This window comes from Blastocatellia bacterium (assembly GCA_035275065.1).
In the GTDB taxonomy this organism is placed as follows: Bacteria; Acidobacteriota; Blastocatellia; order UBA7656; family UBA7656; genus DATENM01.
In genome coordinates this window covers 1-24,233 of sequence record DATENM010000147.1, presented here as the reverse complement: position 1 = coordinate 24,233, position 24,233 = coordinate 1, and the positions used below count along the sequence as shown (strand labels likewise).

Below are 24,233 nucleotides of genomic sequence, written 5' to 3'. Positions count from 1 at the left end.
AGAGCTGAACCGCCGAGCCAACCAGCTGGCCCATTACCTGCGCGAGTTGGGCGTCGGCCCCGATGCCCGCGTCGCCATCTGCCTGGAGCGCCGCTTGGAGATGATCGTCGGCTTGCTCGGCGTGATGAAGGCCGGCGGCGCTTACGTGCCGCTCGATCCAGTTTATCCGAAAGAGCGGCTAAGCTATATGCTTGAACACAGCGCCTCGTCCGTGCTGCTGACGCAAGGGAATCTGCACGCACAGTTTGATCATATCAACGAAACCTTGCCGATCATTGATCTGACAGATGATGAGCCTCAATGGAGCACTCAGCCGGAAACCAACCCCGACCGAATCGCCATCGGAGTTGGTCCTGAACACCTGGCCTATATAATCTATACTTCTGGCTCCACGGGCTTATCGAAGGCGGTCATGATAGATCATCAATCTGTCATCAACCTGTTCTTCGCCTTGAAGTCCAGTGTCTATAGCACGCGCAAGCCTGGTTGCCTTCGAGTGTCGGTGAACGGCTCGCTGGCCTTCGATACGTCCGTGAAGCAAGTCATCCAACTGTTGGGCGGGCATATGCTCGACATCGTTCCTGAAGCGGTTCGCCGTGATGGTCAAGCCCTACTTCGATTCGTATTGGATAGGAACATAGAGGTCCTAGATTGCACTCCGTCTCAGCTCAGTTTGTTGTTGGAGGCAGGACTGGTTGGCGAGGACGCAGATAGCTATCTTGAGCGCCTCCTATCGGGTGATGGCTCGCTTCTTGATAAGGCCGGTGCCCTCAGGCTTGTCCTCATCGGAGGCGAGTCCATAGAAAAAACCATGTGGGAAACACTGGCCGCTTCACGTATCAGGTTCTTCAATGTCTACGGCCCGACCGAGTGCACAGTTGATGCCAGTGTCTGCGCCGTGCGTCCAGGATTTGAGCCATCTATCGGCGGGCCTATTGCGAACGTTATGCTCTACGTGCTGGATGGAGATCTCAATCCTGTGCCTTGCGGGGCACCCGGCGAACTCTACATCGCCGGGCACGGCCTTGCGCGCGGATACTGGTGTGATCCCGAAACCACGGCACAGCGGTTCATTGCCAACCCGTTCAGTTTTGTCCCAGGCTCGCGAATGTACCGAACCGGGGATCGTGTTCGCCATCAATCGAACGGGAAGCTGACGTTCTTAGGGCGGACAGACGAGCAGATTAAGGTGCGCGGTTTTCGGATTGAACCCAATGAAATTGCCGCTGTGCTGGAGCAGCATCCCGCCGTGCGTGAAGCCGCCGTCCGCCTGCATCCCGATCAGGACTCCCCACAATTGGTCGCCTATGTCGTCTTTGACCCCAAGCGCTCACCATCTGTTGCGGGACGGCCGCGCTACGTTTTGCCGAACAACCTAGCCGTTGTGCATTTGAACCGCAATGAGACGGACTTTCTCTATGAAGAAATGTTTGAGAATGAGGCGTATTTTAAACATGGCATTACCATCTCGGATGGTGATTGTGTGTTTGACGTGGGGGCAAACATCGGCTTGTTTTCGCTCGCTGCCCACCTGCGCGCCAAGAATGTGCAGATACATGCGTTTGAGCCAAGTCCCTTGGTTTTTGATTTGCTGAAGACCAATGTGGCGCTTTATTCTGTCGACGCTCGGCTGCATTGCGCCGGCCTCTCACGCGAGAAGGGTTCAATGCCGCTGACGTTCTATCCGAAATTCTCATTCCTCTCCAGTCTATATGCCAACCGTGAACAGGATAAGGAAGTGGTCCGATCTTTTGTCCGCAAGCATGAGACGAACGGCAAGCAAAACGGCAAGGAAAGACGCAATGCGCAGTTGTTGGAAGAGTTGCTGGAAGACCGCTTTGAATCACGCGAGATAGAGGTCAGCCTCGTGACGCTTTCCGACGTCGTTCGGGAAAACAATGTAGAGCGCATTGACTTGCTCAAGATCAACGTCGAGAAGAGTGAGATGGATGTTCTGGCCGGCATTGACCAGGGGGACTGGTCCAAGATACGCCAGATCGCAATGGAAGTACATGACATTGACGGTCGGCTGAATTCGATTGTTGAGTTGTTGTCGCGCCACGACTATCAGGTCGCCGTTGAACAGGACTGGCAACTCGAAGAATCCATCAAAACCAATTTCTATATATATGCTCGCCGCATCGTTGAAGATCATAATGGGCATCGAGCGTCGCCGACCGACTTCGTGGATCAGTTAGTGACGGCGCAGGACCTGCGCGCGTTTCTTGCTGAGCGACTGCCGGAGTACATGCTACCGGCAGCATACGTGCCCCTGGACGCGCTGCCATTGACACCGAACGGCAAGTTGGATCGCAAGAGGTTGCCCGCACCGACAGGAGACGCTTACGCCGCAGGTGGCTACGAAGCGCCGGTTGGAGAGATAGAAACCGTCTTGGCCGAGGTCTGGGCGAAGGCGCTTCATCTCGACCGCATCGGACGCCGCGATAACTTCTTTGAACTCGGCGGTCACTCGCTCGTGGCAGTCCGCACCGTCAATCTCTTGGAACAAGCCGATATCCACATCGTGGTGGTGGACCTTTTCACCTATCCGACCATTGAGTCGCTAGCCAGGAAGATCCACCTCGCAGGCAAACAACCCTTGGCCGATATGCCTATCTGTATGAAGGAAGGCGGAGCGGAGGCCCCGCTTTTCCTGACGCATCCATCCATCCATGGATACTTCAGTGCCCAACTCGCCCCGCATCTTGATGCCAGCATCCCGGTTTATAGCCTGACTCTGAGGCCACTAAAGGAAACGCCGGAGCGCACCATCGAAGGAATGGCGATGCGAATGGTGCAAATGATGCGCTCCGTTCAGCCCGAAGGACCATACCGGATTGTTGGCTATTCCAACGGCGGGCCACTCGCCTATGAGATTGCTGCACAACTGATCGGCGCCAACCAGAAGGTGGATTTCCTCGGCCTGATTGACTCCTATTACCGCGGAGGTGGAAATCATGACACGGCGGCATCTCGGAAAATGCTTAGATGGTTAGAGCTGAACGATAAACAACGGGTGCTGCAGTCAATCGAAGCCATGCATGCCAGGCCGGATAAGTATTCGCGCCTCATCTCCCAAGCGACCGTGGACGAGCTTAAACTGAGCGCCGAGACCATGGATGTCGGGGCCTTCCTACAGAAGTGCATTGACCTGTCGGTATTGTCAGAAGAGTATGATCATTACACGTCCGCACAGCTCCAGCAATTACTGGCTCGCCATCGCACGAACGTGATAGCGGACCGCGACTACTATGCGCAGCCACTCCCAATTCCAGTATATTTCTTTGCCGCTACTGAACTGCAACCGGGAGAGGAAAGCCGAGAGCCAGCCGTAGAGGGCTGGAAATCGGTCGTGCCGATGGGGCTGCTGCGCCTCATACCGATCAAGGGGGATCACTCCTCAATCATGGTCAGCCCGAACGTCGAATCGTTTGGCCAAATTCTATCGTCCGCCATCCTTAACGCAGCGGCAGAGTCGAAGAAGATGCCCGAGGTCAGTTATTCGCCGCTGTTTAGTCTACAGTCCGGCCAGCCGAATGTTGCGCCGCGCTTCTGGGTTCCTGGGGCTGGCGCGACCGTCATTAGCTTCACGAGTCTGGCCGCCTGTATGGATAAAGCGATACCGGTGTACGGGCTGGAACCGCGCGGCCTCGACGGTGAACTTGCGCCCCATTCCACTGTCCGTGCGGCTGCCGAATCGAATGTGCGAGCGATCAACGAAGTATCCCCGCAGGGGCAAGTGCACCTGCTGGGGCACTCGTTTGGTGGTTGGGTGGCTTTAGAGATGGCTCACTTGTTGATGCAGAGTGGCCGTATCGTCGCGTCACTGGCGGTTCTAGACACGGACGCCCCAGACCAGGTGGACGGCCCCGTCCGCGAGTACAGCCACACCGACATGATCATGCGCTGGGTAGAAGCCGTTGAGCTAGTGTTGGGGCATCCACTGATTGAAAGAAGCGCTCTTGAATCGCGCCCGGAGACCATCCAGAGGGAACTCATCCATCGTCGCTTAGTTGACGCGAATCTCATATCACCGCGATCCCAGCCGGACGAATTACGAGGTACGTTGCGCGCCTACGCGGCTTCAATCCGTGCCCGCTACACACCCGATAAGCCTTACCCCGGACCGTTGAAGCTGGTGCTGGTCAATGACCCTCATCTGGATCCGGCCTCTAACCGACAATCTCACCAGAAGATTGCTGAGAATTGGAAGCCTTTCGCCCCGAATCTCGTTTGCGTGGAAGCTCCCGGCAACCACTTGACGATGCTCAAACAACCGCATGTACAGGCACTGGCCAACTTGATTTGATCGCTGCCGGAATGGTCGGCTAGACAACTGCTTAAATCCTAAAAATACGGAGTCCGATTCGAGGGAGGTTGTCTATGATCGAATGGAAATCAGAATCCGCCACTTTACCGCTTGTGGCCATAGCTCAAGAACGGTCGTCCAGCAGCCGTCAATTGCAGGCATGGCTCATGGCCAACAGAGAGCAAGTGCATCAACGCTTGTATGCTCATGGCGCTCTCCTTTTCCGAGGCTTCGGAGTCGCGTCGGCGGAGGAGTTTCAAGATATCGCCGGTATCTTTTGCCGTGAATTTTGCAGCTACGTCGGCGGCAACTCACCGCGCACCAGAGTAACCTCTCATGTTTTTACCTCCACTGAATATCCACGAGAGGAGCGGATCTCTCTGCATAATGAGGCCTCTTATCTAAAGCGCATGCCTGACAAGGTCCTCTTTTTCTGTCTCAAGCCAGCCGCGAAAGGAGGACAAACGCCGCTGGCGGATTGCCGACGTGTGTTGAAGCGCATTGATCCGCAAGTCCGCCGCCGGTTTGATGGCGGCGGCGTGCGCTACGTGAACAACCTGCACGGAGGGTCCGGACTCGGCAAATCGTGGATGGATGCGTATGGCACGAAAGACCGCAGGGAGGTAGAGAGACGCCTGGAAGCCGACGGCCAGGCTTTCGAATGGATGCCAAACGGCACCCTGCGAATATCCATGCACGCGCCGGCGACCTTACGTCACCCCATCACCCAGGAAGAGGTGTGGGTCAATCAGGCAGAGCAGTGGCACTCATCGAGCCTGGAAAGCAGTCTGCGCGAGGACCTCCTGTCGATTCTCGGCGAAGATGAGCTTCCCCACAACGCGTTTCTCGGGGACGGGTCGCCCCTGAGCATGCCAGACCTGGATAACATACGGGCCGCTATGGCGGCTGAGGAGCAGGTCTTTGAATGGCGGGCGGGGGACGTTTTGCTGTGCGACAATCTCCTCGTCATGCATGGCCGCCAGCCGTACTTAGGGGATCGGAAGGTGCTTGCCGCAATGGGGTGACCGTTTGCTTTCGGTATCCTCGACTTTACTTATGACGTCCATCTACAAAGAGGAGTGCAGCGGTGGCAAGGCGCACGGATTTCCGGGTATTCGTGCCGAAGCCTCCTGTCAACAATCACCATGTCGCACTATATTTCACTACTGACTCGCTACCTTCGTCCGTACGCCTTCCGAGTGGGCTTACTCAGCGCATGCCTGCTGGGCTCAATCGGGCTACAACTCTTCATCCCACAGATCGTCAGGTCCTTCATTGACCTGGGTGTCAATGGGGGCGCGATAAATCTCCTCTCACGTTTGGCGCTGACCTACCTCGGTCTGGCGATTATGAACCAGTTGGCTGTGGCCAGCGCGACGTATCTTTCCGCTGACATCGGTTGGGGCGCGACCAATTTGCTGCGGGCCGATCTTCTCCGGCACACGCTCGACCTCGACATGGCGTATCACAAAGACCGTCTGCCCGGCGAGATGATCGAGCGCATAGATGGTGATGTCACCGGCATCTCCAACTTCTTCTCGCAATTCGTCGTGCGGGTGTCGGCGGCTGTACTGCTGGCCATTGGCGTGCTTGTCATGCTCTGGCGTGAAAACTGGCTGATCGGTCTTTGTCTGACGGTCTTCACGATCATTGGGATGGGCATCCTGCATTGGCGGCGCAGCGTCGCCATCGGGTCAACGCAAGGGGAGCGCGAGCTTACGGCTCAGGTCTTTGGCTTTGTTGAGGAACGGATGGGGGGCCTCGACGACATTCGCGCGAATGGCGCGGGGCGTTACGTCATGCATCGCTTTCTTGAGCTGCAACGCGACTGGTTCGCAAAGTCAGAGCGGGCCGCATGGTTGCGAGGCACCATCTCGCTGACGACCGGGGTACTTTTTGCCTGTGGTCATGTGCTAACGATCAGCCTGGGTGTGTGGCTTTATCTGTCGGGCAGGGTAACGCTAGGCACGCTTTACCTGTTCGTCAATTACATGTCAATGCTTGAGGCGCCGATGGATCAGATCACGCAGCAGTTGCAGGAGTTCCAGAAAGCCGCCGCGGGCATTCGCCGTGTGCGCGAGCTATTGGAAACGCCGCGCACCGTGCTGAGTGGCGAGCGGTCACTCGCCAAGCAGGCCCACGCCATCGAGTTTGAGCAGGTGCGCTTTCGTTATGCCGAACGTGACGTGCTGAACGGTTTGAGCTTTCGCCTGGAGCCTGAGGAGACGCTCGGCCTGATCGGTCGCACGGGTAGCGGCAAAACGACGCTGATCCGACTGGCATCTCGTTTGTACGACTCCAGCGCCGGACGCATCCTTATTGACGGCGTTGATCTCCGGCAAGCGAACCTGCACGACATCCGCCGCCGTATCGCTCTTGTGACGCAGGACGTTCAGCTCTTCCACGGCACGATCCGCGACAATCTCACGTTCTTCAATCCGCGCGTGGCCGATGAGCAAATCTGGCGGGTCCTGGATGAGCTGTGTTTGCGGCCCTGGGTCGAAGAGCTGCCACAGAAGCTCGACACGATGCTCGAAGCTGGCGGCGGCGGGCTCTCGGCCGGACAGTCTCAATTACTGGCGTTCGGGCGTGGCTTTCTCCGCGATCCAGGTCTCGTGATTCTCGACGAACCTTCTAGCCGCCTCGATCCGGCCACCGAGCGTCTGGTGAGCCGCGCCGTTGACCGACTGCTTGAAGGCCGCACGGGCATCATCATTGCGCACCGTCTGGCAACGGTCGAGCGCGTAGATAAGATCATGGTGCTTGCCGAGGGGCGCATCCTCGAATACGGCCCGCGCGAAGTGCTGGCCCGCAACCCGCACTCTCGCTACAGCGCGCTCATGCGGCTTTCGTCGGAATCCATGAGCCTCGATGAACAAATGGAGCAGATCGCATGACAACGACCGGCTACATGCTCCGACTTTTTGCGTGGCGTAAGGCCGAATTTGTGAAGACCTGCCTCGCCTGGACGGTTTACCATGTCACGCCGCTGGCACAAGCCTTACTGGTGAAGATGATCTTTGACACGCTCTCGGGCAAGGCGTCAGTGGGGTACAATCCCTGGACCTTAGTCGTGATTCTGGCTTCGGCTTATGCCTTGCGCCAGATCGCCTTTGTCGTTTCTTTCCGTCTCTTCACCCGCTACTACCTCAGGGTTGAAGCATTCCTCCGGCGAAATCTGCTCGACTATCTGATGACCGCGCGAGGGTCGCGCGTATTACCGGAGTCGCCGGCTGGCGCCGTGACTCGTTTCCGTGACGACGTCGAAGAAATTGCCTCGTACGTCGAGAGTTGGGTTGATATCTGGGGCTTTCTTATCTATGGCGTCTGCGCCATCGCGTTTCTTTTCTGGATTGATCCCGGGATCGCGGCCATCGTCTGTACGCCGCTATTCGGAATGACGCTGTTGATACGCAGTCTCTCACCGGTCATTCGTCGACTCCGCCAGCGGACGCGCGAAACGACGGGGCGCGTCACCGACTTTATCGGCGAGACCTTCGCCGCCGTGCAGGCCGTCAAAGTCGCGGGCGAAGAAGATGCGATGACGGCGCACTTTCGATCAATAAGCCAGGAACGCCGAAAACGCGCCCTCACCGATGTGCTGATGACCGAGATGACTCGCAGCCTATTCAACGGTCTTATTTATATCGGCATCGGGTTTATGCTGACGGCGGCTACGTTGAAGATTGGGCGCGGTACATTTACCGTCGGCGACCTTGCGGTCTTCATTCAGTTGCTGCCGCGGGTGAACCACATTCTGACCGTCATTGGCAGCATGCTGGCTCAACACCGCAGGGTTAGCGTTTCGACGGACCGGATAGAAAGTCTGATGGTTGACGCGCCGGAGTATCAACTCGTCAATCCTGCGCCGCTCGTCCTGAACGGGCCGCTCACGTCCTTTGCGCCTGAGCCGCGGCATGGAACCCGTCTGGAGACGCTTGAGGTGGTGGGATTGAGCTACCACTATCCGGGTACGCAGGTGGGAATCAACGACGTGAGCTTCTCGCTCAGGCACGGCGATTTCGTCGTTGTGACGGGCCGCATCGGTGCGGGCAAAACGACCTTGATTCGGGCGCTCCAAGGGCTGCTGCCGAAGGCGGCTGGCCGGGTCTATTGGAATGGCGAGTTGATTGACGATCCCGCGACATTCTTCACACCGCCGAATTCGAGCTACGCGGCACAAATCCCTCGGCTATTCAGCGACACCCTGCGCGATAACGTATTGTTGGGCGATTCACGCGACGATCATCTGCTGCTCGCTCTAGAGTGGGCGGCGATGGGGCCTGATCTGGCTATACTGGAGAACGGCGTAGATACAGTCGTCGGCGCACGCGGTGTGAAGCTGTCGGGCGGCCAGGTCCAGCGCGCTAGCGCGGCGCGGATGTTCGCATGTGGCGCGGACCTTTTGATTTTTGACGATCTTTCGAGCGCCTTAGATGTAGCGACGGAGCAGCAACTTTGGCGCAGCCTGTTGAGCGAACGCGAAGCCGCGTGTCTGGTCGTGAGTCATCGCCGACCTGCTTTGCGCAGGGCGACGCAGATCCTTCTGCTTGAGGATGGACGAGTTGTCGCGCGCGGCACTCTTAATGAACTATTGGCGAGCAGCGCCAGTATGCGGCGCATCTGGGATGAAGACGAGAATACGGAAGCCGGCCAGTCAGAATTGTTCGACATAACTCGCCTGCGGGGCAGCGGCAACAACCCCGCTGAGACGCCGGAATGCAAGACCGGAGTGCCGGAGTAGCGGCCCGCGCCAATAGAAAGACGCAGGCCGGAAACCCCTGTATTCTCTCTACATATTGACCTACTTGACATCTGACAGAATAAAGAATTACATTGCGTGCGGTCGAGGAGAATATCCCGAAGGAATCACGCAGCGAAAGGGCTAATATGCGTAACGGCATCCATTTCATAGAAGAAGCGCGGCAGGACCTCCGCTATGGAGGGCGAATGTTGTTGAAAAACCCGGGCTTCACGGCGATTGCGGTGATTACGCTGGCGCTTGGCATCGGAGCGAACAGCGCCATCTTCAGCATCGTCAACGCGCTGATGCTGCGTCCCTTGCCCTTCAACAATTCGGAGCGACTGGTTCAAGTATGGGAAGTCTTCAGCGAGCGTGGCCAAAACTCGGTAACTGCTTCCTACCCGAACTTCGCGGACTGGCGGGATCAAAATGATGTCTTCGAGGCGATTGCCGGTTATGCGGATGCGGAACTCAACCTGACGGGCGTCGCTGAGCCTGAACGAATCCACGGCTCCGTCGTTTCACCTGCTTTCTTCTCGATGCTCGGCATTCAGCCAATCGCAGGCCGTGTGCTCTTGCCGGAAGAGGACTACCCAAATAAAGCCTTCAGTGCCGTGATAAGTGAGCCGTTGTGGCGACGACGGTTCAACGCCGATCCGCAGATGATCGGCCAGGGGATCAGTCTCAATAACCAGAGCTTTACTGTCGTCGGCGTCATTGCTCCAATCACCGATTTGACCGGGATGCCAAACGACACGGAAGTATGGATTCCTATCTCTCTCGGCGGCGGTTTCAACAACCGCCGCGGCCACTACCTCAACGTCATGGCACGCCTCAAGCCCGGCGTGACACACCAGCAAGCGCAAGCGAATATGGATGTCATTGCCAGCGCGCTAGCGGCAGAGTACCCGGACGCCAATAAGCTTCATGGATTGAGACTCGTTCCCTTGCAAGAGCAGATCGTGGGCGATCTAAAGCTGGCCTTGCTGGTGCTGCTCGGCGCGGTCGCGCTCGTCTTGCTGATTGCTTCGGCCAACGTCGCTAACATGCTGCTCGCGCGCGCCACCAGTCGGCGCAAAGAGATTGCCATTCGCATCGCACTCGGCGCCGCTCGCTCAAGGCTCCTGCGGCAGTTACTTACTGAGAGCCTACTGCTCTCGACCCTGGGCAGCGCCGCCGGCCTGCTGCTCGCGTTGTGGGGAGTTTATCTGCTCAGCGCGTTTGGCCCGGCAGACCTGCCGCGCCTTAAAGAAGTGGTGGTAGATGGCCGCGTGCTCGGTTTCACGCTGGTGGTTTCGCTGCTGGCGGGGGTCGTGTTCGGCCTCGTGCCGGCGCTGCAAGCTTCACAGCCCGATCTCAACGAGACGCTCAAGGAGAGCGGGCGCAGCGCGACGAGTGGCGCCGGCCCTCGGCGCTTGCGGGCCTTACTGGTCGTCTCTGAAATCGTCCTTTCTTTCGTGCTGCTGGTCGGGGCCGGGCTGTTGATGAGAAGCTTCCTCAAGCTGCAAGCGGTCGATCCTGGATTCAACCCCCAGAACCTGCTGGCGACTCAAATTAGCCTGAATGGGCCGAACTATGAAACAGACGAATCGGTCATCGCCTTCTTCAACGAGCTTATCGGCCAGATCAAAGCACTACCTGGCGTCGAGTCCGTAGCGATCAGGTCACATATCCCAATCGGCCCAAATGAGGACTATGCGAATCAGAGCTTCGCCATCAAAGGGCGACCGTCCGACCTGGCCAACCAGCCCAGCGCCTTCTACAACGCCATCAGCCCCGATTACTTTCATGCCATGGAGATCCCGGTTTTGCAGGGCCGACCGTTTGATGAGCATGACGTGAAAACGGCGCAGAAAGTGGTCATCATCAACGAGACCCTCGCGCGGCTCTATTTCCCCGATGAAGATCCGATTGGTCAACGCCTGACGAAGAATGTCCGCAATCCGAAGGAAGACGATTGGGCTACGATTGTTGGAGTCGTTAAAGACACCAAGCCCCGCGCCCTGGATGGCGATCCGGTCTCGGAAATGTATATGCCCTTCGCTCAGCAACCCAGAGACTCGATGGCCTTCATGATCCGAACGACCGGCAACCCTGAGAGCGTCGCCGCCGCTGTGCGCCACGCGCCGCGATCACTCGACAAGGATCAGCCGTTCTATGGCCTTCGGACTTTTGAAACCGTGATCTCGGAAGCGGTCGTCAAACCGCGCTTTCGCACGTTTCTGTTGACCGTCTTCGCTGGAGTGGCGTTGATTCTGGCGATGGTCGGCATCTACGGAGTGATGAGTAATTCGGTCGAAGAGCGCCTGCATGAGATCGGCATACGCATGGCGCTTGGCGCCTCGGGCGCCGATGTGTTGAAACTCATCCTCGGCTACGGCATGGCGCTCACACTGGCCGGAATCGGGATCGGCCTAGTTGCCGGCTTCGCGCTGACGCGGGTTATGTCGCAGTTGTTATTTGGCGTCAAACCGACTGACCCCCTGACTTTTACGGTTATCGCGTTGTCTCTGATCACCGCGGCGCTGCTGGCTTGTTGTATTCCTGCCTACCGGGCAATGAAGGTAGACCCCATTATTGCGCTCCGATGTGAGTAACGGCGTTCTTCGTCAACTGGGCCATTGATCTGTTCGCGCTGTGCGCGTGTGGCCGAGCGGTAGACTTCACGCCAGTTGGAGCGTGTGCCTTCGGTATGTGAATGCGCCGCTGATCCCGCCCACTCTTCTGAATCCGCCTCATCAGTTCTGCAATACTTTTGTGCAATCAATTCATGACTGTTCCACTCGACCTCGAATCAAGGAGGGAAGTCACATGGCCGGGATAACTACAGATGCATGGATGCTCGACCAGGGGCCCGCACGCCAGGCTGCGGCCAAGCCGGAGCCGGCGCGACTGAGAAGAGGGCCATTCTCTTTCAGCAACATCACCGAGGATGAAGTCCTTGCCGAGCCGATTTATGGCTGCTGGGAAGCAAACATGGCGCATGCGCTGGAGCGCGCACCCATAGACGTTTGCCGGCATCGGGGCGAAGCGGAGGTCGTCATCGGCAACGCCGGCGTGGTCAGAATTTTGCAGGTCGGCGAGGCCGTCAAGACCGTCAACCCCGGCGACCTCTGCATCGTGTTCTGCAATGGCATCTGGGACCGTTTCGGCTACCCCGAAAAGATCCTTGCTTATGATGCGCCTCAAACGATGGGCGTGCTTGCCAAGCGCATCAAACTGCACAGCAGGCAAGTGATCGCCATTCCGCATAAGACTCGTCACTCGCTCCAGCAGTGGGCCGCTTTCTCCCTCCGTTACATCACGGCGTGGGCCAACTGGAAACAGGCGTATGGCTGCTGGAGGTTGCAGACGGATGAAGCCCAGGAGCAGAGGCCCATCGTTTGGGGCTGGGGCGGCGGCGTCTCGCTGGCGGAACTGTCACTGGCCAAGTGGTTTGGCTGCGAGGCGGCAATGATCTCTTCGGACGAAAAGCGGCTCGGGAAGATCAGCCGGATGGGGATCACCCCGATTGATCGGCGTCAGTTCATCAACCTGGAGTTTGATGAGAGGCGATACGCCGCGGACAAGGAGTACCAGCAAGCTTACCTGGCAGCCGAAGAAGTGTTTCTCAACCTCGTCCAGCAGAAGACCGGCGGGGCGGGCGTCTCCATATTCGCCGACTACATCGGTGCCCCCGTCTGGCGGGCGACACTGAAGGCGCTCTCCCGCCGGGGCGTAATTACCACCGCCGGGTGGAAAGCCGGTATGAAGCTCTCGACCGTCCGCGCCATCGAGTGCATGAGTTGGCACACTCATGTCCACACGCACTACGCGCGTTACTCGGAAGGCGTCGAAGCCATGCACTTCGCCGAAGAGAAAGGGTGGTTGCCGCCACTGGCCGGCGAAGAATATGGTTGGGATTACATCCCACAACTGGCCGAAGATTATGCGGGAAGACGCCTCAGCACTTACTTCCCGATATTCCAGGTCAATCCGCTGTAGCAATCTGCGAAGCAGCCGCCCGACGCATTGCGCCTCGCGGGTTGGATAACCACCGAGCGGCTCACCCTCAGCGTTTGAATGACCGTCTACCCAAAGACGGATTAGGCCCCTCGCCGCCGCCGTGTTCAAAAATGAGCGCCTTCGGCCTGAGCACGGCTATTGCCAGCCTTTCCTTCTCTCACCAACTTCAGACCATCTAGACACCGCGCCAGTTTCGGCAGGTATTTTATTACCTCATCCCTCTTCAGCAGGCTGAACTAAGGGCATTTCTGCAAAGTGTGCGCCAATGATAAAGGCTGCCATTACAGCAGCCTTTATCATTGGCAATATTGGTTGCGGGGGCAGGATTTGAACCCGCGACCTTTGGGTTATGAGTCATCAATTAAATAAAGCGAGAGCAGCGCACCCGGCATTAGGGGCACATGATCTGGATGTCTGGTGCGCCCGGTTTTGTCATGGCTGTTTCTGGGTCGCAATTGTTTTAGGGAAGAACCTAAAGACCTGTGATGCTAGTGAAACCATAGGCTGAGCACAAGACCCGAAATGTATGGTATAAATGGCTGATTAGAGTGCTTAAAAGAAGATAAAGCTGAGGGTACAATGAATCCTCCCAGCGCTACAGACGGGAGAAGGTGATACCTATGACCGAAGAAGCAGAAAAGATACTCTCCGATATGACTCGTGCAGAAAAGGCCGAATTGCTCCAGTGGATCGTGCGCGACCTAGGCGACGCCTTTCCAGGAATTGAGAGCCGTCCCAATGTCATGGGCGGCGTGCCCTGCATCTCGCGCACCCGTATCCCTGTCTGGGTGCTGGAACAGTCTAGGCGGTTGGGGACTAGTGAAGCCGATCTGCTCCACGATTATCCAAGCATAACGGCTCAGGATCTGGCAAATGCCTGGGCCTATGTCCGCTCACACCGGGCTGAGATCGAGGAGCAGATTGAGGCCAACGAGAGGGATGATCATTGACACGGCTCTACGCGGACGAAAACTTTCCCCTCCGCGGGGTCGAAGAGTTGCGTCGGCTTGGTCACGATGTACTCACGGCGTTTGAAGACGGCAGAGCCAATCAGGCCATTTCAGATGAGGACTTACTAGCCAGGGCGACCGAGTCGGGGCGGGCGGTGATTACGCTCAATCGCGTGGACTTCAAACGATTGCATCGGCAGCACCCAGACCATGCCGGGATCATTATTTGTACGGAAGACCCAGACCGGGTCGGGCAAGCAGGGCGAGTCGCGACCGCCCTGGAGCAGGCGGGAGAATTGAATGGGCTACTGATTCGGGTGTACCGCCCGTCGCGGTAAGAGGACGCTAGTTGACCGGTTGGAAAATATATCCGAAACCTCTCTACAAACCACAGCACGCTTAGTGGCGGAGGTTGTGATGCAATCAGTATGTGGTAAGCATAATCAGCAGGATGATAATTATTCCTGCTCTGAAATTACGCAGCAGCTAAAAAGTGCTGCAAGAAGGGAAGTTGGTTTGGAACAGACCGTTGAAATAACTCGCGCTTGAAAGCGTAGACCGTCTGCCTCTTGCCATCCTTGATGATTCGCACTTCTTGATCCACTTGCTTGAGATGGCCTCGCGCTTGTCCGTAGCGTTGTGGCCATTTCTGTGAGATACGCTCACCTTCCAACAAGCGATTGCTCTTGATGCGCGCCACATACTTCCAACCCAACTCCGAAAGCAGGTTCAAGATGCGGCGCGAGGTGTACCAGCTATCAAACAGCACGTAGTTTGGGCAGATCCCCCATTCGGCGGCTTCGCTTAACATCTCTTGCGCCAACTCGACCTTCGACTTGCCGCCCTTTTGCCACAAGCGCATCGAGACCGGGATTTTGCGCTTGCCGTCGGCCCAGATCAGCAGCACGACCTGCATGCCTTGGGTGATATGGCCAGCGCTACTCGACCAAACCCAAGAGACTGCTTCTGAATGTTTGGCCCAGCGCTCCCATGTCGTATCATCGAGCACGAGATAACCACCTTCGAGAATCATTCGAGAAGCGAAGAGTTCCCACAGCCGTCTGGACCAGGGGAAGCTCGAATGAAGCAGGCGGTTCAAGCCATCGTGCGAGACCGATGGACAGATCGCTGCCAATGACAAACAACTGGAGCGCGTATTGCGATAGATCAGCGCAATCAAGTAGGCTTCCAGCGCGGGGGTAGTAAGGGTTGATGTTGACCATAACACCAACATTCTATTCTCCTTCCGACCCCCTGCGTAAAATCAGCCTGCTGATTCATACTCTCTATTCAAAGGCCGCCATTTAGATTCATCAATTATCATTCTCTGGGCGCGATGATAAATCTCAGCTACCGAAACATCGGCGGTTTGTACAGTTCGTTAGGCGATAAACAGAAAACCCTTGATTATTACAACGAGGCTCTGCGTCTGATCCAATCAGTGGATGAGAAATCAGATGAGGCCAGAACCTTGAGCAACATCGGTTTGGTATATCAGTCATTAGATGAGAAAACCAAGGCTCTCGATTATTACAATCAGGCTTTAACTATTTATAAAGCCGTAGGCGACAAATCCGCTGAGGCGACGACGCTCAACAACATCGGCAGTTTGTACGACGAGTTAGATGAGAAACAAAAAGCCCTTGATTATTACAATCAAGCCTTGCCTCTAAAGCAATCATTGGGGGACAAACCCGGTCAAGCGACGACGCTCAACAACATCGGCATTGTGTACGATGATTTAGGAGATAGGCAGAAAGCCCTTGACTATTACAATCAGGCATTGCCGCTTTATCGGGCAGCCGGTCACAGACCAGGTGAGGCTAGCACTTTGAACAACCTCGGTGCTGTATACAACAATCTGGGCGATAGACATAAAGCCATCGATTATTACAATCAGGCCTTAGCTATTAGGAGAGCTATCAATGATAAATCCGGCGAAGCGATCTCGCTCGGCAACCTTGGTAAGGTTTACGGTGATTTAGATGATTGGCAGAAAGCCCTTGATTATGACAATCAAGCCTTGTCTCTTTATAAAGCAATGGGCGACAAATCCGGTGAAGCGACCTCGCTCATTAACCTGGGCGCTGTATACAACAATTTGGGTGATAGACAGAAAGCCATCGATTATTACAATCAGGCTTTGCCTCTAATGCAAAGGGTAGGCGACAAATCCGGTGAAGCAACTGCGCTCAACAGCCTCGGTAGAGTGTACGATGATTTAGGCGATAAGCAGAAAACCCTTGATTATTACAATCAAGCCTTGCCGCTCTATAGAGCGGCAAGCGACCGGTCAGGTGAAGCTGGCAACCTGAACAACTTCGGTCAGGTGTACAGTGACCTGGGCGATAAGCAGAAAGCCTTTGACTACTGCAATCAGGCTTTATCCATTTACAGGGCGATAGGCGCTAAACCGGGCGAAGCTTCTACGCTCAACAACCTGGGCAGTTTGTACGACGATTTGGATGAGAGACAGAAAGCCATCGATTATTACGATCAGGCTTTAGCTATTTATAAAGTTGTCGGCGACATATCGGGCGAAGCCACTGCGCTCAACAACCTCGGTGGCATATACCAAGGTTTAGGCGAGAAGCAGAAAGCCATTGATCAGTACAATCAGGCTTTGCCTTTAATGCAAAAGATAGACAACAAACCGGGCGAAGCTACTCTACTCAACAACCTCGGTGTTGTGCACCATGATTTAGGCGAGAGGCAGAAAGCCCTCGATTATTATGACCGGGCCTTGGCTCTTCACAAAGCCACAGGCAACCGTTCAGGCGAGGCGGCCACGCTCGTCAACATTGGCTTTAGCTACAGTTCGTCAGGTGAAAGACAGAAAGCTATCGATTATTACGATCAGGCTTTATCCCTGGCACAAGCTATCAGCGACACAGAAATTGAAGTTCAGGTGCTGAACAATCTGGGCGGCGTATATGAGGAATCAGGCGAGAGGCAGAACGCACTCGATTATTACAATCGAGCGTTATTCCTGGCGAAAGCCCTGAGCAGCAAATTAAGTGAAGCCAGAACGCTTAACAACATGATGTTCACCTGGGGAGCCCTGAGAAATCACCGCTTCGCTGCTTTCTACGGCGAGAAATCCGTTAATACTTATCAGCAACTCCGCAGGGGCGCTCAGGAATTTAAAGACAAAGAATTTCATAAGACTTTTCTGAAATCCTTTGAAGATACGTATCGCAAACTCTCGGAATTACTCATCGAACAGGGGCGATTTGCTGAGGCACAACAAGTTCTTAATGCGCTAAAAGATCAACAGTATTTTGATTTCAATCCTGCGACGGTAAAAAGACCTGCGCCCGTTGCCCTCACTCAACGCGAGGCGGAACTGTCTTCGCGCTATGACGCGGCGAGCGGAAAGATTGGCGAAATTGGAAGGCAACTTAAAGCGCTCAAACTCACAACGGGCAATCGAACGCCAAACGCGGAACCGTCCGCGCGGCGTCAACAACTCGAAGCCGATTTGAAAATTGCCGAGGACGAATTTCTGGCCGTCATCAAACAGGCCGAAACAGAATTCAGCGGCCCGCCCGATGCCGTGAAAGACAAACCGCCCAATGTCGTGGACACGCGCGATATGCAAGCGGCTTTGCATGAGCTTGATATACAGACAAAACAGAAAGCCGTTGCTGTTTATACGCTGGTTGGAGAACACGATTTTTGGGCTTTGCTGATTACTCCTAAAGAGATCATTCCCATTGTTTCTCTCAGTAAAAGCAAAGAGTTGAACGAAAAGACCAAGGAGTTTCTAATACAGCTCAAGGACACTGAAGAACGAACAGGCAAGCCGAAATTTTCAGAGGCTCAGGTACAAAAAACCGGCAAAGCGTTATATGACATTGTGTTTGCTCCCGTTGCCGCCAAACTGAAAGAGCTTCATATCAGGCCCGATCTGTTGATGTGGTCTTTGGATGGGGGGTTGCGGTATGTTCCCATAGCCGCATTGTATGACGGCAGGCAATATCTCGCCGAACGCTACAGCAATGTTGTATTTACACGAGCCGATGCGAAACGAATGCTGTCGCACGTCAGGGAAACGTGGACGGGAGTCGGTTTTTATAACTCGCAAGAATATTCTGTGCCTGTCAGGGGGCAAATGGAAACTTTCCGCAGTCTGCAAAATGCAAGATTGGAAGTAGAAACCATCTTCGGCATTCCCCCGGCACAGGGCATCGTGAATGGCAAATTTCTACCCAACCGGCAATTTACCTTAGATTCCCTACGCGAAAAATTGCGGTTGCATTCTCCACTGGTTCATATCTCCAGCCACTTCAGGCTTGTGCCGGGCGATGCGAGTTCGTCCTTCTTGCTTTTGGGAGATGGGAAGATGCTGACTTTAGCCGACATCAGAAATGAACCGGACGACCTGTTCGGCGGCGTAGAATTACTGACGATTTCAGCTTGCGAAACCGGATTACAAAGAGAGAGTGAATTGGATGGGCGCGAGATTGATAGTTTTGCCGAACTTGCCCAACGAAAAGGCGCGCAGGCTATCCTCGCATCACTTTGGAACGTAGATGATAAAAGCACATCGCGCCTGATGATGGAGTTTTATCAAAAAAGACAGCTTAACAAATTGACTAAAGCAGAGGCGTTGCAGAAAGCCCAACTGAGTTTACTGAAGGACAGCGGTTATTCACATCCATTTTACTGGTCACCTTTTATTTTAATAGGTAATTGGCGTTAAGGTGATTCATTCGGGGACAACCAAAGTCGGAAATATTCGGCCCATAGCGCAAGCGCCGATTCTGCGCCAAAAGCATAATCAAGCTTCTACTTCCAGCGTAAGCTAGTCCTGTTTGCAAAAATATTCTGCTCGGCCGAATGACTCGGATCATTTCCCAAAAGGTCAAAAAACGTTGAGCCATGGCTGGCGGGCGCGTCTGTTCCTAGATTCCAACATGCTCACAGGAGGGCTCGGATCGCGATGAGGACTGGATAAGGCGGTGCTGTCGCTGTGCGCGGCTCGCATCTGCCGCCTTGTCTTGGCGGCAGATGTAAAAGACGAGGTGGAAGAAAACCTGCTTATACATATAGCCGATTTAGATCATTCGACGATGAATCACATTCCCCGAGAATATAATCAGCTAATCAAGTTGACCAAACCTGAGTTAGTACCATATCCAGATGAAGCCTTGATGTCATCCTCAAGACGTCTCATCCGGCATGAGGCAGACGTCCCAGTCCTGCTCTCGGCAGTTTGTAGTCGCCTTGATTGGCTGCTGACGCATAATATAAAACACTTCACTCCGGCAGAGGCTCGACGTACGAAATTAGGCATCGGCACCCCGATTGATTTCTTCGAATCAAGGGCGTGTAGCATCAAATAGTGATTAGCCATAACAGATATAGTAGCAAAGCCACAATAGGTAATACTCTTTTGCGTCAAACCTACCAAGACTTTGCCCGCATAATTGCTGGCGCGGAAAGGAAGGATCATCGATATGGCTCGCCGAAACAGCTTTCAAACAGGCTCTTGTAAGCCTCAGAGATGGAAGAACGATGACAAGGGGTAATGGCTCGTCGCTAGCAAAATGAAAAAGGGTACAATCAGGTATTGAACCCCAATTGCACCCCATTTTTCGTAACTGGTTGCGGGGGCAGGATTTGAACCTGCGACCTTTGGGTTATGAGACAAACTTAATGTTCGCTCGTCCTTTTCGCTCTTGCATTTACGTTCTTGTTTTTTGCTGATTTTAGTTGTTTTTCGCGCCGAATTGTTCCCTAATTGTTCCCCCATTCTGTTTATTAATCATAGGTCTCAGCTCGCTTTATACCCTTAGCATCCAGATTTGTCCTTGGCTAAATGAGTAAGAGGAATAATGTCCTACTCCAGTAATGCATTCCTTGAAGATAAGTTCTTATAACAGTAGACTACCGGTAGGAGACTTCAGATGTTACAACCTGCGGCTACACTGGAAGACGTTTACTTAACGCTTTCGCCTGAGCCTTTACTCACGACTGAAGAATTAAACGCATTTTACAAGGATCAGCTAAACCAAGTCCGGGGAGACGACAAAGTTAGTCGCTTGGCACTCTGGCTGAAGCGGACTTATGGCAATAGTTACTACAAAGCTTTTCTAATAGGCCATCGCGGCGTTGGGAAATCGACGGAACTTACACGGTTAATACACAAGGTAAGTGACAAGTATCTCTCTATCAGGTTTAGCGCTCCAAAAGAAGTTGACCCGGCCAGCTTCAAACCCTTCGATGTAATCTTAATAATGATGGCGGATATTGCCGTATGGACCGCGAAACCGATAGCAGATGGTGGCGCGGGACGATTGCCAGATGATAAGAGATTGGAAGAGATTTGGGAATGGTTCGCAGATGAAAGAGAGGTACTTACCAAAGATGTACATATCGGAGGTGAAGTAGAAGCCGGGGCAGGAGTGTCAGGAGACTCGTTATGGGCAAAAGTACTTGGCTTATTTGCTAAGGTAAAGGGAGAAATAAAGTATGCCTCTGATCGCAAGAAAGAAGTAGTTGACTACAGATTGAGCCGCATATCGACTTTAGTTGAGTTGGCTAACCGCCTGCTTGACAACTGTAATGCGTTATCACGTGAAGCTACTGGGAAGGAGTGGGTTTTCATCGGAGAGGACTTTGATAAAGGTATACCAACTGAACAGATAGAAAACTTGTTTGTAACACACGGCAACATTTTTGCAGACCTTAGGGCGCACATGATTTTCACCATACCTATCGCCCTGGGTTATTCTGAGCAGGCTCTACAACTTCCATTTCCGCGTGAGTCGATATTTTCGATCCCCGACACCCCGGTATTTCATGCTGACCATCAGGCACACGCTGAAGGCCGTGAAGCTATTCGTTCTGTTCTTGAAGCGCGAGTCTCACCGAGCCTATTTGAAGAGCAGCAAATGACAAAATTGATCGTGGCTTCAGGTGGGAATCTGCGCGACTTGTTCTCTATGGTCGGTCAGGCTGCTGACACTGCCCTTTTGAGAAAATCATCTGGCGGGAGAATCGCCTCCGCACATGCCGAGTTTGCGATAGATAGCCTCCGGCGTGAATACAAACAAAGGTTGGGAGGGGGACCTTTTTACAAAGACGATACGCCCTATGTTCAGAAGGCAGAAAGGCTTCTACAAATTTATAATTCTTCCGCTAAAGCCGCGGTGCCTGATAAGGTGTTATATTCTCTCCTGCGGAGCCGCGCCGTCCAGGAGTTTAACGGGAAAGGTTGGTTCGGGGTTCACCCTTTGGTTGTGGACATTTTAAAGGAGCAGGGGCGGCTTCTCGGTTCGGACCCAGGTGGGACATCACAGCAATGATGAACGCAGGATCTATCGAGGAGATGGCCGCTCGGTTATTGATCTGGTGTAAGCGCGCGCCAAAGGGGTTGGCTCGGGTTGAATTCGATTCCGAGTTCGCGCGTGTTCTGGTCGTCGAAAGGCTACGAGATGGATTGGCAGAAGCAGGGATCCCCTTTTATGAAATAACGCTTACTGCCGGAGAGCCTGCGCCTGTCCTAGTGCGTAATTTCGTCGAGCAACTGAATTCCCTCAGGGAAGGGGTTGTCTCGATCAACGGATTTTCGACTGCCTTCTCATATAGCGGTGATCTCGAAAGCGCTCTCAGGACATTGAACTTCAATCGTGAGGAGTTAGCCCAGCCGCACTTGCGCCAGATATGGTGGATGCCTGCGCACCTTATCGAAGAGTTTGTGAACTCTGCCCCGGACTTAAATTCCTGGTTCATTCTACGCTACCACTTGACAGAGACTGTGGCACCTTCAGATTTTGAGTCGATAATTGCTCAACCAAAGGCAATAACTGCTCACATTAATGACGCCAGAGAGCAGGCTAGGATACTTGAGAGCAGATTGGAGCAGATGATTAATGCAGGGATACCTATAAATGAACTTCAGCGTAATTGGGTTATGCCGGCGGTTAACGCGCTCCGAGAGGCAGGCGCGGAGAGAGAAGCGCGCGCGTTTATTTTGAGGATTAACGAGCGAATTACAGAATTAAGAAAGCAGAAGTATCCTACAAGGGTCTTTATAAGTTATAGCCATGACTCGCCTGAGCATCTGAAGCAGGTTCTGGAATTGTCTAATCGCTTACGCGTCGATGGTGTCAATTGTTGTATTGATCAATATGAGGCGCTGCCGCTGGAAGGATGGGCGCGATGGGCAGTTAGCCAGATTGAGAATGCAGAGTACATTCTCGTCGCCTGTACAGAAGGTTACTCGGCCCAAGTAAGGGGTGAGCAGCCCCCGCGCCTGGAACCCACGGTGAATTGGGGAGGGGCAGTTATAACTCCTGAAATTTATGAAAATCAGGCGGGCAAAACCTTCTTCATTCCGATTGTTTTTTCACGCGGCGAGACGAGTTTTGTCCCGGATTTCCTACGTGGGGCGACACGTTACAATCTTAGCGAGGCTGAAGAATATGATAGATTGTATCGACGTATAACCGATAACTCGAGATTCCTGAAACTTACGCAGGACGAAGCTATCGCAATAGAGCCCCAACAGGACTTCTTCAGACCGTCCATTATTCCATACCGGCGCAATCCTTTCTTCACGGGCCGGGACGAAATCCTCTGGGCTCTGCGCCGTACGTTTGATAGTGGTAATGCGATTGCCCTGACCCAGACATCGTCCATAAGTGGGCTTGGTGGTATAGGTAAGACTCAGACTGCTGTAGAGTATGCTTACCGGTATCGTGATAAATACAAGTCTTTACTTTGGGCTAGAGCTGATTCGCGCGAATCGTTGATCTCGGATTTTACAGACATTGCAAAGTTATTGAATTTGGTGGAGATCAATGTCCCATACCAGAGCACCGTTACATCTGCCGTGAGGGAATGGCTTGCCTCTAGTGAAGACTGGCTCTTAATTCTTGATAACGCTGATGACCCCCAAATAATTCAGGAGTTTCTTCCTGAGACGCACGCCGGTCATATTCTGCTGACTTCAAGAGCGCCCACCCTGGACTATCGTGATATCACCGGTAGAATTGAAGAAGATCTGATGTCTGTTGATGAAGCAGCGGAGTTTGTAGTCAAACGAGCAGGGCAGTCTATACAAGGGTCGGTCGGGGGCGGGGCAGTTCCTGCACTTACTGGTCAGCTTGAATATTTGCCACTGGCATTGGATCAGGCCGGCGCGTACATAGCAAAACAAGAATGTGGTTTTAACGAATACCTTTTGCGTTACCGCCAACGGCGGATAGAGCTGTTAAATCAAGCCGGCCACGATAGGACAGGGAAGTATCCTGCATCGGTTAGAGCCACCTTGTCATTAAGCCTTGAGAAGGTCAAGCAAGAATCCGTAGACGCGGCGACTACCTTACAGATAAGCGCTTTCCTTAATCCTGACCGCATTCCAATAGAACTTCTCTCCATTGGTGTATCAGAGCTTGGCCCGCAGTTCTTCCCTCAGTTGGGGAGAGGTGAGCTTAGGCCTTTTGCCCTTGAGGAAGTGCTCAGACCACTAATTGAGTATTCACTCATATACTATAATGACGACCTGCAGACATACGACGTACACCGGCTAGTGCAAGCCATAATAAAGGATGGGATGGACACCGATTCGCAGCGCCAATGGGCAGGGAAAGCTATACAAATTGTGAACAGGGCATTCCCCAAGTCTCAACCATTGGGATTGAATGAGTGTGAGCGCTTCATGACGCAAGCCGAAGCCTGTGCGAGGCTCATTGATGAGTGGAAATTTGATTCAATGGAAGCCGCATCATTACTCAGCAAGACCGGAGATTACCTATCCCGACGGGGTCGCTTTAGCGAAGCTTCACATCTTTACCAGAGGTCGTTAAAGATAATTGAAAGGATCGTAGGGCCAGATCATCCGGACGTCGCAACGGGCCTCACCAACTTGGCAAATCTTTATCGGAGTCAAGGCAAATATGCTGAAGCCGAGCCCTCATTGATGCGCGCGCTGGAAATCAGAGAGAGAGTCCTTGGGCCGGATCATCCCGACGTTGCAGTAAGCACAAGCAATCTCGCCAACCTTTATCAAGCCCAAGGGAGGTATGAAGAAGCCGAATCTCTTTATTATCGCTCCTTAACAATAAACGAAAGATCGCTGGGGCCGGAGCACCCTAGTGTGGCCATAAGCCTGAACAACTTAGCGACCTTATACCGCGAGCAGGCCAAGTATGCCGAAGCTGAATCATTATACCTGCGATCTTTAGCCATTCTTGAAAAGGTATTAGGCCCCGAC

12 protein-coding genes are annotated in these 24,233 nt (G+C 53.9%); 11 read left to right on the top strand and 1 reads right to left on the bottom strand.

Annotation, left to right across the window (positions count from 1 at the left end; genetic code table 11):
• Positions 1-4: 4 nt before the first annotated feature.
• The 8 genes from VJ464_27310 to VJ464_27275 all read left to right on the top strand — a co-directional run bounded on the left by VJ464_27310 (position 5) and on the right by VJ464_27275 (position 14,346).
• The gene (locus VJ464_27310; GenBank protein ID HKQ08861.1) at positions 5-4,309 is read left to right on the top strand and encodes an amino acid adenylation domain-containing protein; all 4,305 of its coding nucleotides are present in this window, start codon (positions 5-7) and stop codon (positions 4,307-4,309) included.
• Positions 4,310-4,383: 74 nt separating this feature from the next.
• Complete coding sequence (locus tag VJ464_27305) at positions 4,384-5,334, top strand: TauD/TfdA family dioxygenase (GenBank protein ID HKQ08860.1); 951 nt, start codon at positions 4,384-4,386, stop codon at positions 5,332-5,334.
• Positions 5,335-5,454: 120 nt separating this feature from the next.
• Entirely contained in the window at positions 5,455-7,206 is a 1,752-nt protein-coding gene (locus VJ464_27300) for an ABC transporter ATP-binding protein (protein ID HKQ08859.1), read from the top strand.
• Complete coding sequence (locus tag VJ464_27295) at positions 7,203-9,053, top strand: ABC transporter ATP-binding protein (protein ID HKQ08858.1); 1,851 nt, start codon at positions 7,203-7,205, stop codon at positions 9,051-9,053. Before VJ464_27300 ends, VJ464_27295 begins: the two co-directional genes overlap by 4 nt.
• Before the next feature lie 146 nt (positions 9,054-9,199).
• Positions 9,200-11,650 carry an ABC transporter permease gene (locus tag VJ464_27290; GenBank protein ID HKQ08857.1) on the top strand — a complete coding sequence of 817 codons (2,451 nt, stop codon included), beginning with the start codon at positions 9,200-9,202 and terminating at the stop codon, positions 11,648-11,650.
• Positions 11,651-11,864: 214 nt separating this feature from the next.
• Positions 11,865-13,037: a zinc-binding alcohol dehydrogenase family protein gene (locus tag VJ464_27285; protein ID HKQ08856.1), complete on the top strand. Its 1,173-nt coding sequence runs from the start codon at positions 11,865-11,867 to the stop codon at positions 13,035-13,037.
• A 641-nt stretch (positions 13,038-13,678) separates the two neighbouring features.
• Positions 13,679-14,008, top strand: coding sequence for a DUF433 domain-containing protein (locus VJ464_27280; protein ID HKQ08855.1), 330 nt, complete (start codon positions 13,679-13,681; stop codon positions 14,006-14,008).
• The gene (locus VJ464_27275) at positions 14,005-14,346 is read left to right on the top strand and encodes a DUF5615 family PIN-like protein (protein HKQ08854.1); all 342 of its coding nucleotides are present in this window, start codon (positions 14,005-14,007) and stop codon (positions 14,344-14,346) included. The genes VJ464_27280 and VJ464_27275 overlap by 4 nt, the downstream gene beginning before the upstream one ends.
• Before the next feature lie 137 nt (positions 14,347-14,483).
• Here the strand turns inward: VJ464_27275 and VJ464_27270 are convergent, their stop codons facing one another.
• Complete coding sequence (locus tag VJ464_27270; GenBank protein ID HKQ08853.1) at positions 14,484-15,242, bottom strand: transposase; 759 nt, start codon at positions 15,240-15,242, stop codon at positions 14,484-14,486.
• 102 nt (positions 15,243-15,344) lie between these two features.
• Here VJ464_27270 and VJ464_27265 point away from each other — a divergent pair, with 102 nt between their 5' ends.
• From VJ464_27265 to VJ464_27255, 3 genes are all read left to right on the top strand, one after another.
• On the top strand, positions 15,345-18,713 hold the full coding sequence (locus VJ464_27265; GenBank protein HKQ08852.1) for a tetratricopeptide repeat protein: 3,369 nt from the start codon (positions 15,345-15,347) through the stop codon (positions 18,711-18,713).
• A 1,207-nt stretch (positions 18,714-19,920) separates the two neighbouring features.
• A complete protein-coding gene (locus VJ464_27260; protein HKQ08851.1) occupies positions 19,921-21,321 on the top strand; it encodes a hypothetical protein in 1,401 nt (466 codons plus the stop codon).
• A gap of 134 nt (positions 21,322-21,455) precedes the next feature.
• On the top strand, positions 21,456-24,233 hold a 2,778-nt coding region (locus tag VJ464_27255; GenBank protein HKQ08850.1), incomplete at its 3' end, for a tetratricopeptide repeat protein.